This window comes from Pseudomonas sp. GW821-FHT01E05 (assembly GCF_059422425.1).
In genome coordinates this window covers 180,932-197,046 of record NZ_JBWKWW010000001.1, presented here as the reverse complement: position 1 = coordinate 197,046, position 16,115 = coordinate 180,932, and the positions used below count along the sequence as shown (strand labels likewise).

16 protein-coding genes and 1 pseudogene are annotated in these 16,115 nt (G+C 58.8%); 11 read left to right on the top strand and 6 right to left on the bottom strand.

Features of this window, described 5'->3' with window-relative positions:
• The first annotated feature begins 242 nt into the window (after nt 1-242).
• From uvrD to AC07W5_RS00975, 4 genes are all read left to right on the top strand, one after another.
• Complete coding sequence (gene uvrD / locus AC07W5_RS00990) at nt 243-2,426, top strand: DNA helicase II (RefSeq protein WP_495010476.1); 2,184 nt, start codon at nt 243-245, stop codon at nt 2,424-2,426.
• A gap of 21 nt (nt 2,427-2,447) precedes the next feature.
• Nucleotides 2,448-2,888, top strand: coding sequence for an EamA family transporter (locus AC07W5_RS00985; protein ID WP_494990977.1), 441 nt, complete (start codon nt 2,448-2,450; stop codon nt 2,886-2,888).
• Nucleotides 2,889-3,071: 183 nt separating this feature from the next.
• Complete coding sequence (locus AC07W5_RS00980) at nt 3,072-3,947, top strand: Tim44 domain-containing protein (RefSeq protein WP_495010477.1); 876 nt, start codon at nt 3,072-3,074, stop codon at nt 3,945-3,947.
• A 139-nt stretch (nt 3,948-4,086) separates the two neighbouring features.
• Nucleotides 4,087-4,494 (top strand): SMI1/KNR4 family protein, encoded by a 408-nt coding sequence (locus AC07W5_RS00975; RefSeq protein ID WP_494990979.1) that lies wholly within the window; start codon nt 4,087-4,089, stop codon nt 4,492-4,494.
• A gap of 45 nt (nt 4,495-4,539) precedes the next feature.
• On the opposite strand, the gene AC07W5_RS00970 is transcribed toward AC07W5_RS00975, so the two are convergent.
• Nucleotides 4,540-6,303: a cation:proton antiporter gene (locus AC07W5_RS00970; RefSeq protein WP_495010478.1), complete on the bottom strand. Its 1,764-nt coding sequence runs from the start codon at nt 6,301-6,303 to the stop codon at nt 4,540-4,542.
• 299 nt (nt 6,304-6,602) lie between these two features.
• On the opposite strand from AC07W5_RS00970, the gene AC07W5_RS00965 reads away from it, so the two are divergent.
• A complete protein-coding gene (locus AC07W5_RS00965; protein WP_494990981.1) occupies nt 6,603-7,085 on the top strand; it encodes an acyl-CoA thioesterase in 483 nt (160 codons plus the stop codon).
• A 103-nt stretch (nt 7,086-7,188) separates the two neighbouring features.
• Here AC07W5_RS00965 and pdxY read toward each other — a convergent pair whose 3' ends face one another.
• Entirely contained in the window at nt 7,189-8,061 is an 873-nt protein-coding gene (pdxY, locus tag AC07W5_RS00960; RefSeq protein WP_495010479.1) for a pyridoxal kinase PdxY, read from the bottom strand.
• A gap of 116 nt (nt 8,062-8,177) precedes the next feature.
• Here pdxY and AC07W5_RS00955 point away from each other — a divergent pair, with 116 nt between their 5' ends.
• Entirely contained in the window at nt 8,178-8,570 is a 393-nt protein-coding gene (locus AC07W5_RS00955; RefSeq protein ID WP_494990983.1) for a DUF3301 domain-containing protein, read from the top strand.
• A 54-nt stretch (nt 8,571-8,624) separates the two neighbouring features.
• On the opposite strand, the gene AC07W5_RS00950 is transcribed toward AC07W5_RS00955, so the two are convergent.
• On the bottom strand, nt 8,625-9,596 hold the full coding sequence (locus AC07W5_RS00950; RefSeq protein WP_495022634.1) for a CobW family GTP-binding protein: 972 nt from the start codon (nt 9,594-9,596) through the stop codon (nt 8,625-8,627).
• A 62-nt stretch (nt 9,597-9,658) separates the two neighbouring features.
• On the opposite strand from AC07W5_RS00950, the pseudogene AC07W5_RS00945 reads away from it, so the two are divergent.
• Nucleotides 9,659-9,963: pseudogene (locus AC07W5_RS00945) on the top strand (NADH:ubiquinone oxidoreductase).
• Nucleotides 9,964-9,969: 6 nt separating this feature from the next.
• Here the strand turns inward: AC07W5_RS00945 and AC07W5_RS00940 are convergent.
• Nucleotides 9,970-10,620, bottom strand: coding sequence for a DUF1826 domain-containing protein (locus AC07W5_RS00940; RefSeq protein WP_494990985.1), 651 nt, complete (start codon nt 10,618-10,620; stop codon nt 9,970-9,972).
• A complete protein-coding gene (gene zigA / locus AC07W5_RS00935; RefSeq protein WP_495022633.1) occupies nt 10,620-11,828 on the bottom strand; it encodes a zinc metallochaperone GTPase ZigA in 1,209 nt (402 codons plus the stop codon). The genes AC07W5_RS00940 and zigA overlap by 1 nt, the downstream gene beginning before the upstream one ends.
• Nucleotides 11,829-11,955: 127 nt before the next feature.
• Here zigA and AC07W5_RS00930 point away from each other — a divergent pair, with 127 nt between their 5' ends.
• Nucleotides 11,956-12,336: a glutamine synthetase gene (locus AC07W5_RS00930; protein ID WP_494990987.1), complete on the top strand. Its 381-nt coding sequence runs from the start codon at nt 11,956-11,958 to the stop codon at nt 12,334-12,336.
• Here the strand turns inward: AC07W5_RS00930 and AC07W5_RS00925 are convergent.
• The gene (locus AC07W5_RS00925; RefSeq protein WP_495022632.1) at nt 12,333-13,547 is read right to left on the bottom strand and encodes an N-acetylmuramoyl-L-alanine amidase; all 1,215 of its coding nucleotides are present in this window, start codon (nt 13,545-13,547) and stop codon (nt 12,333-12,335) included. The two genes, AC07W5_RS00930 and AC07W5_RS00925, sit on opposite strands and share 4 nt — an antisense overlap.
• A gap of 130 nt (nt 13,548-13,677) precedes the next feature.
• Here AC07W5_RS00925 and folE2 point away from each other — a divergent pair, with 130 nt between their 5' ends.
• From folE2 to AC07W5_RS00910, 3 genes are read left to right on the top strand one after another with little or no spacing between them, the layout of a single operon-like run.
• Nucleotides 13,678-14,574, top strand: coding sequence for a GTP cyclohydrolase FolE2 (folE2, locus tag AC07W5_RS00920; RefSeq protein WP_495022631.1), 897 nt, complete (start codon nt 13,678-13,680; stop codon nt 14,572-14,574).
• Nucleotides 14,571-15,239 (top strand): metal ABC transporter ATP-binding protein, encoded by a 669-nt coding sequence (locus tag AC07W5_RS00915; protein WP_494990990.1) that lies wholly within the window; start codon nt 14,571-14,573, stop codon nt 15,237-15,239. The genes folE2 and AC07W5_RS00915 overlap by 4 nt, the downstream gene beginning before the upstream one ends.
• Nucleotides 15,239-16,105 carry a metal ABC transporter permease gene (locus AC07W5_RS00910; RefSeq protein ID WP_495010484.1) on the top strand — a complete coding sequence of 289 codons (867 nt, stop codon included), beginning with the start codon at nt 15,239-15,241 and terminating at the stop codon, nt 16,103-16,105. The genes AC07W5_RS00915 and AC07W5_RS00910 overlap by 1 nt, the downstream gene beginning before the upstream one ends.
• Nucleotides 16,106-16,115: the final 10 nt, after the last annotated feature.

The window sequence follows — 16,115 nt, the reverse complement described above, 5'->3', positions numbered from 1 at the left end:
GCAATGTTCTTATAATGGTGAGCCCGAAACGTCGCAGGAGCATACACAAGCAACCGCCCGGACCAAACTGCTCCAGATCATAAAATCGACAAACAATTTGCGTCTGATTCCCTCTCCGGACCGCTCAAGCGAGCCCCGCCAACGCCTGCAGCGAATGACTGACCGGTCGTCCCCCGTCTCTTTTTATCGGTTAAACCAAAGCTCGGTTTGCCCGGTGTGGCCCAGCACCCTAGAATGCTCCGATGCGCGATGATCTCTCCCTTCTGCTGAACTCTCTCAACGATGCCCAACGCCAGGCTGTAGCTGCCTCCGTGGGTCGTCAGTTGGTCCTGGCCGGTGCTGGTTCCGGTAAAACCCGTGTGCTGGTACACCGCATCGCCTGGTTGATCCAGGTCGAGCAGGCCTCCTCGCACTCAATCCTGTCGGTGACCTTCACCAACAAGGCCGCTGCCGAGATGCGTCATCGCATCGAGCAGTTGATGGGCATCAGCCCGGCCGGTATGTGGGTCGGCACCTTCCACGGCCTGGCGCACCGCCTGTTGCGGGCGCACTGGCAGGAAGCCGGTTTGAGCCAGACCTTCCAGATCCTCGACAGCGATGACCAGCAACGCCTGGTCAAGCGGGTAATCCGCGAGCTGGGGCTGGACGAACAACGCTGGCCGGCCCGTCAGGCGCAGTGGTTCATCAACGGGCAGAAGGACGAAGGTCTGCGCCCGCAACATATACAGGCCAGCGGCGATCTGTTCCTGGCCACCATGCGCAGCATCTATGAAGCCTACGAGGCCGCCTGCCTGCGCGCCGGGGTGATCGACTTTTCCGAGCTGCTGCTGCGCGCCCTCGATCTGTGGCGCGATCACCCAGGCTTGCTCGCGCATTATCAAAAGCGCTTCCGCCATATACTGGTGGACGAGTTCCAGGACACCAACGCTGTGCAGTACGCCTGGTTGCGGCTGCTGGCCAAGGGTGGCGACAGCTTGATGGTAGTTGGCGATGACGACCAATCGATCTATGGCTGGCGCGGCGCGAAGATCGAGAACATCTACCAGTATTCCGAAGACTTCCCGGACGCTGAAACCATTCGTCTGGAACAGAACTACCGCTCCACCGCCGGGATCCTCAAGGCTGCCAACGCCTTGATCGCCAACAACACCGGCCGTTTAGGCAAAGAGCTGTGGACCGACGGCGGCGAAGGCGAAGCGATCAATCTGTACGCGGCCTTCAACGAGCACGATGAAGCGCGCTACGTCGTGGAAACCATCGAAAGCGCCCTGAAAACTGGCCTGGCCCGCAGCGATATCGCCATTTTGTATCGCTCCAACGCCCAATCCCGGGTACTCGAAGAAGCGCTGCTGCGCGAACGCATCCCTTACCGGATCTACGGCGGCCAACGCTTCTTCGAACGCGCCGAAATCAAGAACGCCATGGCCTACCTGCGCTTGCTCGAAGGTCGTGGCAACGATGCAGCGCTGGAACGGGTGATCAACGTTCCGGCCCGCGGCATCGGCGAGAAAACCGTCGAAGCGATTCGCGAGCACGCACGCCACAGCGATGTGTCGATGTGGGAAGCCATGCGCCTGTTGGTCGCCAATAAAGGCCTGACCGGTCGTGCAGCCAGTGCCCTTGGGGTATTCGTCGAGCTGATCGAGAACCTTGCGGCCAAAACCGTGGACATGCCACTGCACCTGATGACCCAGACGGTCATCGAGCAGTCGGGTTTGATCGCCTACCACGAGGCGGAAAAGGGCGAGAAAGGCCAGGCTCGGGTAGAAAACCTTGAGGAACTGGTCAGTGCCGCGCGTAACTTCGAGAACGCCGAAGAGGACGCCGACCTGTCGCCACTGGCCGCCTTCCTTGGCCATGCGTCGCTGGAAGCCGGTGATACCCAGGCCGACGAACACGAAGACAGTATTCAGTTGATGACGCTGCACAGCGCCAAGGGCCTGGAATTCCCTTATGTGTTCCTGGTGGGCATGGAAGAAGGTCTTTTCCCGCACAAGATGAGCCTGGAAGAGCCTGGCCGCCTGGAAGAGGAACGCCGCCTGGCCTACGTGGGCGTCACCCGGGCGATGCAGAATCTGGTGATGACCTACGCCGAAACCCGACGCCTGTATGGCAGCGAGACTTACAACAAGGTTTCACGCTTCGTACGCGAGGTACCGAAGGGCCTGATTCAGGAAGTGCGGCTGTCCAATAGCGTCAGCCGACCGTTCGGCAGCGGCCAGAAACAAAGTTCGAGCAGTATGTTCAGCGGCACCGAGATCCCGGAAACCGCGTTCAGTCTCGGTCAGCACGTACAACACTCGGTGTTCGGCGAAGGAGTGATCCTCAACTTCGAAGGCGCTGGCGCCCAGGCACGGGTGCAAGTGAATTTCAGCGAAGGCAGCAAGTGGTTGATGCTGGGTTACGCCAAGCTGGAAGCAATCTGACTTTATTGAAGGTAGAAGTACATGGGCTCGGGTTTTTTCTCTTCCTGGACATTCTGGGCCCTGCTTTCGGCGGCGTTCGCGGCCATGACGGCGATCTTCGCCAAAATTGGCATTGAAAACGTCAACTCTGACTTTGCCACCCTGTTGCGCACCATGGTGGTATTGGTCAGTCTGGCCTTGATTTTGTACGCCACGGGCCAATATCAGTCATTAGGATCGATCTCGGCGAAGAGCTACCTGTTTCTGTTGCTGTCCGGACTTGCAACAGGCGCCTCATGGATTTGCTACTTCCGCGCACTGAAGCTGGGGCCTGCGTCGCTGGTGGCGCCAGTGGACAAGCTCAGCGTGGTGCTGGTGGCGGTGCTCGGGGTGATCCTGCTGGGTGAAAAGCTCGACCTGCGCCAATGGGGCGGAATCGGCCTGATCACCTCCGGTGTAGTAATGTTGGCCTTACGGCGCTAAAAAAAAGACATTCCTACAGAACTTATCCATCAGGCCTACAGCCCAAACATTACCGGCCCTACGCCACCGACTGCGCTTCATGGCAGACGACCAGGCAAAAGCCCGAAACACTCTGCCGCTAGCCAGTGACACTTCACCTGTGCAACATGGCACGCGTGCCATCCACAAATGGGAATTCCCTTTATGAAACGTTTTCTTAGCATCGCCATGGCGTTGTGCATCGGCCTGACGATGAGCCTCGACGCCAACGCCAAGCGTTTTGGTGGCGGCAAAAGCGTCGGCGCTGCGCCGACCCACCAGACCAGCCAGATGGCCCCGTCCTCTTCGGGCGTTGGCTCTGCCGCCGCTACTGCAGGGGCTGCCGGTGCCGCAGGCGCTGCTGCCAAAGCCGGTGGAGCTTCGCGCTGGCTCGGCCCTCTGGCCGGCATCGCTGCCGGTGGCCTGCTGGCCTCCATGTTCATGGGCGGCGGCTTCCATGGCATGCAGATCTTCGACATCCTGATCATGGCGGTCATCGCCTTCCTGATCTTCCGCTTCATTGCCGCTCGTCGCCGCAAGCAGCAAGAGCACATGACTCCAGCTGGCCACGCACCGATGCAGCGTGAAGTATTCGAGCAAAAACCGGCTCAAGGGCCGATCTTCGGTGGTTCGGCAGCACCTGCTGCCGCTCGTCCGGTGATCAACGCACCAGCCTGGTTCAATGAACAGCGTTTCGTTGAAGCCGCGCGCAACCACTTCCAGTCCCTGCAGCAGCACTGGGACGCCAACGAAATGGACAAGATCGCCGAGTTCGTGACCCCGCAACTGCTGGAGTTCCTCAAGCGCGAACGTGCTGATCTGGGCAACGGATTCCAGTCCACCTACATCGACAACCTCAATGTTCAGCTGGACGGCGTGGATGATCGCGCCGACAAGACCGTCGCCACCCTGACCTTCAGCGGCGTGTCGAAAACCTCTCGTTTCGACCAGGGCGAAGTGTTCAGCGAAAGCTGGAACATGGAACGCCCGCAGGGCGAGAACCAGCCTTGGCTGGTGGCCGGTATCCGCCAAAACGGCTGATCCGATACTCTGCGTTGAGTATGTTGAAACAAAACCCCAGCCTCGGCTGGGGTTTTCTATTTCGCAGTTGCACTTATAGCGAGCTACTGTATAAACCGCCCCCATATAAACCGCGCCATTGAGCAAGAGGATTGAGGTCGTGGAAGAAGTCATTGAAGAACTGCGTGAAAAAAATGAACCTGTGCCGGTCCCGTTGGAACTGCCAGATGAAGATCTACTGGTGGAGATCGAAGAACAGCTGTTCATCGACATTCCCTTTGTCTTCAAAGAATTCCTGTTGACCGTCAGCGATGTTGTCTATGGCAGCCTGGAGCCGGTAACCGTCACGGATCCACAGTCCCATACCTATCTGCCTGATGTTGCGGCCAACGCCTGGGACGCCGGTGTTCCCCGGGAGTTGATCCCGATCTGCCAGGACGGAGATGACTATTACTGCGTCGAGGAAGACGGCACTGTGGTGCTGTGGTCCGCCGAAGAAGAACTGGTTACCGAAGAAACCTGGGAATCTGTATGGCATTGGGCGCGGGACGTCTGGCTGGAAAGCTGATCCCGACCGCTTGAGCCCGCTTCCAGCGCCAGACTGGAGCGGGCCTCAATGTTCGGCAGAATCGTTGTGGTTATCCAGGGTTTCCAACAGGGCAACCTGCATCCGCGTATGCACGCGGATAAACCAGCGCCACAGAAGTGCTGCGACAGCCGCCGCAACGACGGCAATCAGGATCAACAGCTCGGTGGTCGGCAGAATGCTCGACGACAATGCCGCCAGCAGCAGGAAGATCACCAGCAACGACAGAATCGGTATCACCTCGGCGATCACCCGCCGCACCCGCTGGGTATGACGACCGGCCATGTCAGCCTTCACACCCATCTCCGCCAGCAACATCGACAGCGCTTTGAGTTTGCGATAAGCGGCGATCAAAAACGGCAACGACAACAGCAATGCCCCTCCCCAGATCAGCGCCTTCTGCCATCCTGGATCGCTGATCCAGCCTTGAAGATAACCGCCAATACGCCCGGCGAAAAAACCGCCAGAGAAAAAGATCGCCATCACCAGCGCCAGATTGACCCCCACCTGTAACAGGATCCGCCGAATCATTTTGGCCAACAGCGCGCCCTGCCCTTGGGGCTGGATGCTGCGCAGCCATTCACCGTACATCCCAAGTACACGAGCCAGACGCTGCGGCATCACCGCTGTCAGCTTTAGCGACAACGGGTCGGCCGCACGAATCAGGTAGGGAGTCAGTAAAGTGGTGATAGCCGACACGGCCACAGCCACCGGATAGAGAAAATCGCTGGTGACCTGCAAGGTCATACCCAAGGCCGCAATGATGAAAGAAAATTCGCCGATCTGCGAAAGCCCCATGCCAACCCGCAGTGAGGTGCGTCCGTCATTGCCCGCGATAAAGGCGCCCAGCCCACAGGACAACATTTTGCCCAGCACCACAGCGACAGTGATCACTGCAATCGGCCAAGCGTATTGCAGCAGAATCTGTGGGTCGATCATCAAGCCGATGGCGACAAAGAAGATGGCGCTGAACATGTCGCGAACCGGCTCGATCAATCGCTCTATTTTCAGTAATTGGCGCGACTCGGCCATAATCGCGCCAATCAGAAATGCCCCCAGCACCATGCTGTATTCCAGCTTGACCACCAGCAGACAGAAGCCAAAGCACAGACCCAACACGGTGATCAGCAACATCTCGTCGCTTTCAAATGTGGCCACATAGGCCAGCAGCCGTGGCACCAGTGAAATGCCGATCACCAGGGCGACAATCATGAACAATGAGAGCTTGCCGACCGTGGAAAACACTTCTCCGGAGCTGACGGTGCCGCTGACCGCAATACTCGAAAGCAGCGCGATGATGCCAATCCCGAGAATGTCTTCAACGATCAACACACCGAAGATCAGCTGCGCAAAGCGCTGGTTTTTCATTTTCAGGTCGTTGAGGGCTTTGACGATGATGGTTGTCGAGGAAATCGCCAGGATGGCGCCGAGGAACATCGAGTCCATGGTATTCCAGTCGAACCAGCGGCCGATTTCGTAACCGATCCAGATCATCAGCACGATTTCGAGGAATGCCGCGATAAACGCCGTAGCCCCTACCCTGAACAATTTACGCAGGCTGAACTCCAGCCCAAGACAGAACATCAGAAAAATCACCCCGAGCTCTGCCAGGGTCTTGATGGTCTGCTCGTCATGGATCAGACCGAAAGGTGGCGTGTGCGGCCCGATGATGAAGCCGGCGACGATATAGCCGAGCACCACCGGCTGTTTGAGCCGATGAAAAAGAATTGTCACCACCCCCGCGACCAACATGATCACTGCCAGGTCCTGAATGAAACTGATGGCGTGCATGGCGTGGAGCTCCTTGGGTCAGGTGCTGACACAGTCGTTCGATCACCGGAACGCCAACAATGGCGTGATTGAGTGAACTACAAATCTGAATCTCAGGTAGAAAATGCCCTCGGGACAGGCTTTTGAAGGGTAACACCGCGACTTCCGGCAGAAAGGCGGTGCAATATATGGAAACAGATCGATCCGGGCGTGACGGCCTTCACCGGTTCGGCGTCCCGTTAAAGATGGTTTTGAAAAACTGACCAGGCGCCCGCAGAGGTGCTCCCAAAATCCCTGCCTAGAATCGTGAGTAGTGAGCTATGGAACCCGGAAACGCCCAGCTGTCGATGACGGTATTGATGACCCCCGACATGGCCAATTTCTCTGGCAATGTCCACGGCGGAACCCTGCTCAAGTATCTCGACGAAGTCGCCTACGCCTGCGCCAGCCGCTATGCCGGACGCTACGTGGTCACCCTGTCGGTGGATCAGGTGATCTTCCGTGAGCCGATCCATGTTGGTGAATTGGTAACCTTTCTTGCTTCGGTCAACTACACCGGCAACACCTCGATGGAGGTGGGAATCAAGGTGGTGACGGAGAACATTCGTGAGCGCTCGGTGCGCCATACCAATAGCTGCTTTTTCACCATGGTAGCGGTCGACGACCAGCGCAAACCTGCCGTCGTGCCTCAGCTGCAACCGCAAAACAGCGAAGACAAACGCCGTTTTATGCAGGCCAAGCAACGCCGCCAGATTCGTCAGGAGCTGGAAAAGCGTTATCAGGAAATCAAGTCGGACGCCTGAGGGCCGTCATTCAAGGACAATCAGGCGAGCGCCTGACCTGTGGCGAAGGGGCAAGCCCCCTCGCCACAAGGTTATGCCAGCCTTGGGACTTGCCTGACTCAGCTCAGAGGCTGATCGCCGTCGCCTCAAACCGCACCCTTGGATGGGCAATCCGGTCCTGGGCTCGCACCAACTCCAGTTCGTAGCTGGCGCAGGCCTGGGTTTCCAGCAGCACTTCATGTACCGCCGCGGCGGTGAACTCGAAGGCCGCCAGCAGGCTGTCCCCCAGCAGCACCCGAGCCAGAAACAGACCGGACGTCAGGTCACCGACACCCACCGGTTGGCGCGGAAAAGCCAGCAACGGCCGACGCAGGTGCCAACTGCCCTCGGCGGTCACCAGTAACATCTCAAAGCCGTCCGGCAACTTGCCGGGATAATCCAGGTGTTTGACCAGCACCGCCTTCGGACCGCGTGCCAGCAGCGCTCGCGCCATGGCCAGGCAATCGAACAGCGACTGCGGCTTGCGACCGGAGAAGCTGTCCAGCTCGAGTTGATTCGGGCACATGAAGTCAGCCATCGCCGCAGCTTCGTCCAGCAGGAAGTCGCTGACTTCGGCCGGCACACTGCAGCCCTTTTCAGGATGGCCCATCACCGGGTCGCAAAGGTACAAGGCTTTGGGATTGATCGCCTTGATCCGCTCCACCCCGGTAAGAATTGCCCGCCCCTGGGCCGCGCTGCCGAGGTATCCGGACAGCACCGCGTCGCAGTTACCCAATTCGCCAATCGCCGCTATCCCTTCCACCAGCGCCGGAATCTGTTGCGGTGCCAACACCTCTCCCGCCCACTGTCCATACTGAGTATGGTTGGAGAACTGCACGGTATTGAGTGGCCAGACATTCACCCCGACCCGCTGCATGGGGAAAACCGCAGCACTGTTGCCAGCATGACCGAAGACCACGTGAGACTGGATGGCGAGCAAATGGGGTGTACGTTTCATGCGAGATTTCCGTAAACCGATTGAAATTCGAGCCGCGCAGTATGCGACTAAACGCAGCCTGTACGACAGACCGGAGACACAGTTAAGCTGACACTACTTTGTTGGAGCGTTCGTTCATGCTGACCCTGGGAAATATTTTCGTGCTGATGCTGCTGGCGACCGGCGCCGCCTGGCTGTGGCACAACCACGGCTTGCGCGAGCGGGCACTGGAGAGGGTCAAGCAGCATTGCGCCAAGCTCGATATCGAACTGCTGGACGGCAACGTCGCGTTGAAGCGCATTGGCTTCGTCAAGGATGCCAACGGTAGACGACGCCTGGCCCGCATCTATAACTTCGAGTTCACCGTAACCGGCGAGACGCGCCATTCAGGCACCATCACCCAGTTTGGCGCCCACAGCTCACAAATCGAGCTGGCGCCCTACCCGTTCGAGGTCAAAACCCCACTCCCGAGTGCTGAAATAATCGAACTGAACCAGTGGCGCCAGGAACATAACAAGCGCAGTAGTTGACGCAAAGGCAAAAGATCGCAGGCTGCGCCAGCTCCTGCAAGGGGTACGCGTGGGTCAAGCCTGCACTACGCGGCACCCGGCCAAGATGTTTTGCAGCGCTGCCGCGTCCTGCGGCTCGCTGAAAATCAATTCGATACGTGAATCACGCCGCCATTCACTGGGCTGCCAGTGCAGATCCGAGTTATCCACTGCGTTGGCTGACACCCAGCCGTCGGCGCTGTGGATAACCAGCTTGGCCCGCCGCCACTCAAGGCTTTGAAGCCATTGCAGAACCCGCGTCGCATCGAATCGCTGACTCGGATGCCAACGCCAACCAATACTCCAGTCGCCTTCCTGTTGCTGGCTCAGACAAATCGGCTGCGCCGGATCAGTCCAGATCGAGGGCATCTTTGCCTGGCCTTTAGGCGCGGTGAAGTTATCCACACCCGCGTTTGCCTGGTTCTGCACACCGGGTAATTCGGACAGTGGCAAAGCGGCTTGCTGCGTCCAGCACATCGGACAATCGGGCAATTGTTTGATGATCCGCTGGCGATCCGCATCGCTGAGCTGCTCGTCCTTGTTCAGTACCAACAGACCCGCATTGGAAAGCGCTTCCTGCTGCGCTTGCGGCAGTGGTTTCCCGGCGGCCAGCGCTTGGGCATCCAATACCAGCACACATGGCTGAACGGCCAAAACGCCCTGCCACGGCGCATCCTGTAATTGTTTGAGTAACTGCGCCGGATGGCCCAATCCGGAAGGTTCGATAAACAACCGGTTTGGCCGCGCCTTACGCAACAAACGCCCAAGCCCAATCTGAAACGGCGCTCCATTCACGCAACACAAGCAACCGCCTGCCACCTCACCCAGCGCAATACCATCGGCGTCCTGAGTCAGCAACGCAGCATCCAGGCCGATTTGACCAAACTCATTGATCAGCACCGCCCAGCGCTCATGGGCCGGCCGCTGCGCCAGCAGGTGCTTGATCAGGCTGGTCTTGCCGGCGCCAAGCGGCCCGGCAATGACGTGGGTGGGAATGTTCTGCAGCATGTTCGACAGTTTTCTAAAGAGGTGAATGATGCGGGTGATATGGCTGCCATTGCTGTGAGGCGTTGGCCCAAGCCTGTGTGGTCCACAGCCAGGCACAACGGCTCGACGTCAAGGTCTGTCAGCAGAACCGCGACGTCCCGAAAAACTGTTCAACGACGGCTTCTGCCAACCCAGACTGGCCGGCCAGAAAGTCGACGTAGCGTTCACCAAGCAGTGCCCCGCCGGAGCCTTCGGCGTTTGCAGCAACGCCCAAGTGGCCAATATGCCTTACCGGCAGGATATTCACTATTACGGCGTGGCCACTGATGCAACGTATTCACAGCCGTATTGCGAAAACCAAAGCCAGGGTACATGGCTGAAGTCTTGAGTGCGCCTAGCTCAGCCAGTCGAGGGTCAGAATCAGTCGGCGTTCACCCGATGCCGGTTGCGGCGAGCGATGGATCAGGCCGAAGCCTTCGTTGCCATGCCATTTCTCGCCTTTGAGCAAAGCCACTTCACCGCAGGCGACTTGCTGAATCTTTGAGAAGTCTTGCGGCTCGGCGTCGACCTTGCCCAGTTGCCGACGATCCATCGCCCCCTCTTGTAGCCATTGGCTGCCGATGCCGGCGTAAGTGGTGATCAGACGCACCGGCACATGATCGACGTGGAAGCGCGGGCACATGGCCTTGTCCAGCACCCGCAGACGCAGGCCGATGCGCTTGGCGCCCAGCAAGCAGGCGAAGGCGCTGACCAGCCAGGAGATGTCGGCGATAAATCCTTCGTAGCCCTCCAGGTCGCTGAAGCCTGAGGCCAGACCTTGCAGATTCGGTTCTGAATCATCATTGGCCAACTCCAGCGATAACGACTCTGCCAGCGGCTCACCCAAGGACAGCAGCAACGTGCCGAAATCGGCGACATGCACTGGCAGGTGGCGTTGCCAGACAGCCAGATTCACTCCGTCGTCCAGAATTTGAGTGAGCGCTTTTGGTGTATCACCCCGGACCTGACGAATTATCGGACGCAGCTTCAGACTGGGCGCGAGCATCAAGCCGCCTCCTCTTCATGCCAAGGGCCGAAAGGGTCAACCATCAGTCGCCAGCCTTCCACACCCACGGCCATTTCGTCGTCGGTCAGCAGGCAGCTATCAAGCTCGGCAGTGAGCAGGGCGAAGTCGATGTTCTGACCGATGAATACCAGTTCCTGACGGCAATCACCGGTGGCGGCGGCCCAGTTTTCCATGATCGCCGAGGTGCTTTCCTGATCCTGTGGCCACTGCGGCTTCGGCACGAATCGCCACCAGCGTCCGGCAAAGCCATGACGCATCAAACCGCCAGCCTGGGACCAGCTTCCAGCGTCCCGATGCTTGCTGGCCAGCCAGAAAAAACCCTTGGAACGCAGCAGTTTGCCGTTCACCCACGGGCGGTCGATGAAGCTGAAAAAGCGCTGCGGATGGAAGGGGCGTCGCGCCCGATAAGCCGTCGAGGCGATGCCGTATTCCTCGGTTTCCGGGACGTGCTCACCGCGTAACTCCTGCAACCAGCCCGGCGCCTGAGCGGCACGTTCGAAGTCAAAACGCCCGGTGTTGAGGATCTTCTTCAGCGGTACTTCACCCATCACCATGGGGATTATTTCTGCCTGGGAGTTGAGCCGTTCGAGAATGGCGATCAGCTCCTGGCGGTCGCTGCGGCTGATCAGATCGATTTTGCTGATCAGAATCACGTCGGCGAATTCGATCTGCTCGATCAACAGATCCGTGATCGAACGCTCGTCCTCCTCGCCCAGGGTTTCACCACGGGAGGCGAGGCTTTCGGCCGCTTGATAGTCGAGCAGGAAGTTCATACCGTCGACCACCGTGACCATGGTGTCGAGCCGGGCGATGTCGGCCAGGCTCTGGCCTTCTTCATCGCGAAAGGTAAAGGTTTCCGCAACTGGCAAAGGCTCGGAAATACCAGTGGATTCAATCAGCAGGTAATCGAAACGACCTTCCCTGGCGAGCTTGCTGACCTCTTCCAGCAAGTCTTCACGCAAGGTGCAGCAAATGCAGCCATTGCTCATTTCGACGAGTTTTTCTTCGGAACGATTCAGCGTGACATCGCGCTGAACCTCGCTGCCGTCGATATTGATCTCACTCATATCGTTGACGATCACCGCCACCCGAAGGTTGTCGCGGTTGCGCAGAACGTAGTTGAGCAGCGTGCTTTTACCGGCGCCGAGAAAGCCGGAGAGCACGGTAACGGGAAGGCGATTGGGCATCAGGGTGTCTCATCAGAGCGGGACTTATTTTAATGTTATAATATAACAATGCAATTAAGCCAATCCCCTCTTGTTCCCAGCGACGAAGGGCGCAATGCTTGCGCCAACCCGCCTCACGAGAAACCCCATGCGCAACGCTCTGAAATACACGCTGTTGGGCCTTACGCTGTTTGCCGCGAGCAACGCCTTCGCGCAACTGCCGAGAACGCTTGCCAACTGCACCCGCAGCGCCAACCTGCTGGCGTGCGTGGATGCCGATGGCAATGCCTATAGCGTCGCCACAGCCGGCAGCACCACGTATCTGCGGGGTTTCGAAGTAATCGGCAAACGCTACTGGGCGCAGACCAACAGCCGCTACGGGCAATTGACGTTCTTCACAGGCATCGCCTCTGACGGCGAAGCCTGGGTCGGCTACAGCCGCCGTGTTGGCTGGACCACTATCAATCGCTTCTCCAGCTCCGGTGGCGCCAGTGCCAAGTTCACTTGCAGCCGTATCAGCGGCTGTTAGACCTGGGCTTTTTTCTGATCCTGCAACCAGGCCATGTAGCTATTCACCGGTGGATTCTTCTGGAAGTAGCGCTGCAACCCTTCGAACAAGCCGTCGGCCACCGCCTGCTGGTGCCGTGGGGTGACCAGCCGCTGACTGTCGCGGCTGTTGGAGATGAAGCCGGTTTCCACCAGGATTGAAGGCACGTCCGGCGACTTAAGCACCGCGAACCCGGCCTGTTCCACGCGCTTCTGATGCAACGTGGTGATCCCGGCGAGGCTACCGAGCACCGTGCTGCCCAACTGCAAACTGGCAGCGATGGTCGCGCTCATCGACATGTCGAGAATCACCCCGGCGAGCATCGGATCCTTGTCCTTCAGATTGAGCAGGCTGGTGGCGCCCAGCAGGTCGGCGCCGTTCTCCCGTTGCGCCATAAAGCGCGCGGTGGCCGAGGTCGCCCCGCCCTCGGACAAGGCATACACCGAAGCACCGGACGCCGTAAGCCTTGGCGCGGCGTCGGCATGCACCGAGATAAACATGTCGGCGTTGTGCTTGCGGGCGATCTCCACGCGTTTTCGCAGCGGCACGAAGAAGTCATCGTTGCGCACCAGCTTCACGTCAAACCCCTTTTCTCGTTTCAGTCGCTTGGCCAACAGTTGTGCGATGGACAGCACCACATCTTTTTCGCGCTCACCCTTGGCGCCAACCGCGCCTGGATCCTTACCGCCATGGCCGGGGTCGATCACCACCATGATGTCACGCTTGGGATGGGCTTTATCCATCGGTGTTTCACGCTGAACCAAAGGCGCAGCGGCAATCTGTGTCGGCACGTGGGCACTGCTGGTGAGGTCGAGTACCAGCCGATGACCCTGCCCGTCCTGCGGCGGCAACTGAAAGCTGTTGAGCTGCACCGGCCCATAGAGGTCGAGCACGATCCGTGTATCGCCTTGCCCTAAGTACCCGGAGCGGATCGAACGAATCACCGTGTTGGTCAACGCCAACTGACTGAAGTCGCCACTCAGGCGCGCGCCACTCAAATCGATGATCAGCCGTTGCGGCTCGGTCAGCGAGAAGGTCTTGTACTGCACCGGTCCGCTCAGATCGAGCACCAGCCGCAGCTTGTCATCCGAACGCCAGAGCCGGGCGTTGCGGATTTGCGTGGCGGACACGCCCAGCGGTAAAGCGAAGGCCACACTGGCCAGAAGCAGGTTGAGCAATTGACGTCTGCGCATGACATTTACCGCTGATGAGGGAGCGTCCGTACTCAACTTGATGTGATGAGAGGCCGTTCAGGAAAAAGACATCGTCGACTGTAAAGTTATAATATAACATGTCGAATCATTTCCAACGATGGACCTGCTTATGAACGCGCTGACTCTGCCGGATATCGCCGCGCAGGCCTCACGCCAAGCCTTGCCACTCGAGTGGGTGGGCATGTGCGGCATTGCTCTACCCATGTTGTTCGATGGCCAGCGAATGAGCGCAAAAGCGGATGCAGGCGTGAGTCTCGATGATGGCGAGGCGCGTGGCATTCATATGTCACGTCTGTATCTGGCGCTGGAAATGCTCGAACAGGAAAACCTCACACCGCTGCTTTTACGTCAGGTTCTTCAACGTTTTCTCGATAGTCATGATGGGTTATCCAACAGCGCCTATCTGCGTATTCACACCGATCTACTGCTTAAGCGGCCAGCCTTGGTCAGTCCGCTGTCGGGTTGGAAAACCTACCCGGTGAGCATCGAAGCGCGGCTGAAAAACGCAATGTTCCACGTGGAACTAAAAATTGAGGTTAGTTATTCCTCAACTTGCCCGTGCTCAGCCGCACTGTCGAGACAGCTAATTCAGCAGCAATTCGCCGAGGACTTCGCCAACAAAGCGTTGCAGCACGCCGACGTTCTGGCCTGGCTCGGTTCCTCAAAAGGCATCGTTGCGACGCCTCATAGCCAGCGCAGCAGCGCGCAGTTGCAGCTGCGGTTGGACGACTGTCTCGAAAGCTTGCCATTGATCACGGTGATCAATGACGCTGAAGCAGCCCTCGGCACCGCCGTTCAAACCGCGGTGAAACGCGCCGACGAACAAGCCTTCGCCTTGGCCAATGGTCAAAACCTGATGTTCTGCGAAGACGCCGCTCGACGCTTGAATCTGGCCTTGAAAAGATCCCCGGGCATCAACGCCTTCCTCCTGCGCGTTACCCACGCCGAAAGCCTGCATGCCCACGATGCTGTGGCCGAAAGTTGCTGGAACTGGGAGGCCGCATGATCCGTTGCCAAGCATTACGCTGGGGCGCTCCCGGTCAACCACTGACTCCCCCCGTGAATTTCGAACTGGCGAACGGCAGCCTGACCGCGGTAATCGGCGCTAACGGCTCGGGTAAAAGCAGCCTGCTGAAAGTTATCGCTGGGTTACAGAGGCCGCTGGCTGGCAAAGTCGAACTGGATGTTCCACGACGCGGCAGCCTGTCTTTCCTTGCGCAACAACAGCATCTGGACCGACAGTTCCCCATCAGTCTGCAAGAGCTGGTCGCCGCTGGATTCTGGGGCAGCAAGCAAACCCCACAGATGCGCAACCAACGCCTGCAAACCGTACTGGAAGACTGGTGCTTGAGTGGCCTGGAACATCGCCCATTGATGGCGTTGTCGGGCGGTGAATTGCAGCGAGCCCTACTAGCCCGTTTGAGTCTGGGCCATGCGCCGGTGTTGTTACTCGACGAACCCCACGCCGCGCTCGACGAGCTCGGCCAGACATTGCTCTGGAAACACATCCACGCCTGGCATGCCGATGGTCGGACGTTGGTCGTCGTCTGCCATGACCTGGCTGCAGTGCGCCAACACATTCCTCAAACGCTGCTGATCAAAAGCAGTGGCTGCATACTTGCGCCAAGTACCGAACTGATCACCCAACTACCTCAGACGCAGGTGGCGTAATGGTCGCCGCTGCTGCGCTTTGGCAACCGTTCCACGAATTCGTCTTCATGCGCCGGGCACTTCTTGGCGGTTTGGTATTGGCCTGTAGCACTGCCCCACTCGGGGTGTTTTTGATCCTGCGGCGCATGAGTCTGATCGGTGACGCGGTGGCTCACGGGATCTTGCCCGGCGCCGCCTTGGGGTTCTGGTACGCCGGTTTGAGCCTGACGGCGCTGACCGTTGGCGGCCTCGGTGCCGGCCTGGGCATGGCCGGGCTCGCAGCATGGATCACCCGCCGTACCGGCCTGCGAGAGGACGCCAGCCTCGCGGCGATCTACCCGATTTCCCTGGCTTGCGGTGTGCTGATTCTCGGGATCGCCGGCAAACGTCTGGACCTGCTGCACCTGCTATTCGGCTCAGCGCTTGCCGTCGACGGACCGACGTTGGCCGGCATGCTTTGGGTCTCGGGTTTCAGTCTGACTGCCATGGCGCTGATCTATCGCCCCTTGTTACTCGACACCCTTGACCCGCTGTTTCTGCAAACCGTCAGCCGTCTCGGACCGTTGGCACACGGGCTGTTTTTGACCCTGGTGGTGCTGAATCTTGTCATCGGCTTCCAGGCCATCGGCGCGCTGATGGTGGTCGGTTTGATGATGTTGCCCGCCGCCGCTTCGCGTTTCTGGAGTCGACGCTTGCCAGTGCTGATGGTCATCGCAGCAGTGCTCGGTTGCCTCTCGGTGTGGCTTGGTCTGTTGCTGTCGTTCTACTACTCGCTGCCCAGCGGTCCGGCCATCGTGCTGGTGGCTGGCGGTTTTTACCTGCTGTCCGTGGTGTTCGGTCCGGTGCACGGTTTGCTGCGCCGCCCACCTTTGCTTACATCCCAATGAGGTGTTTCCC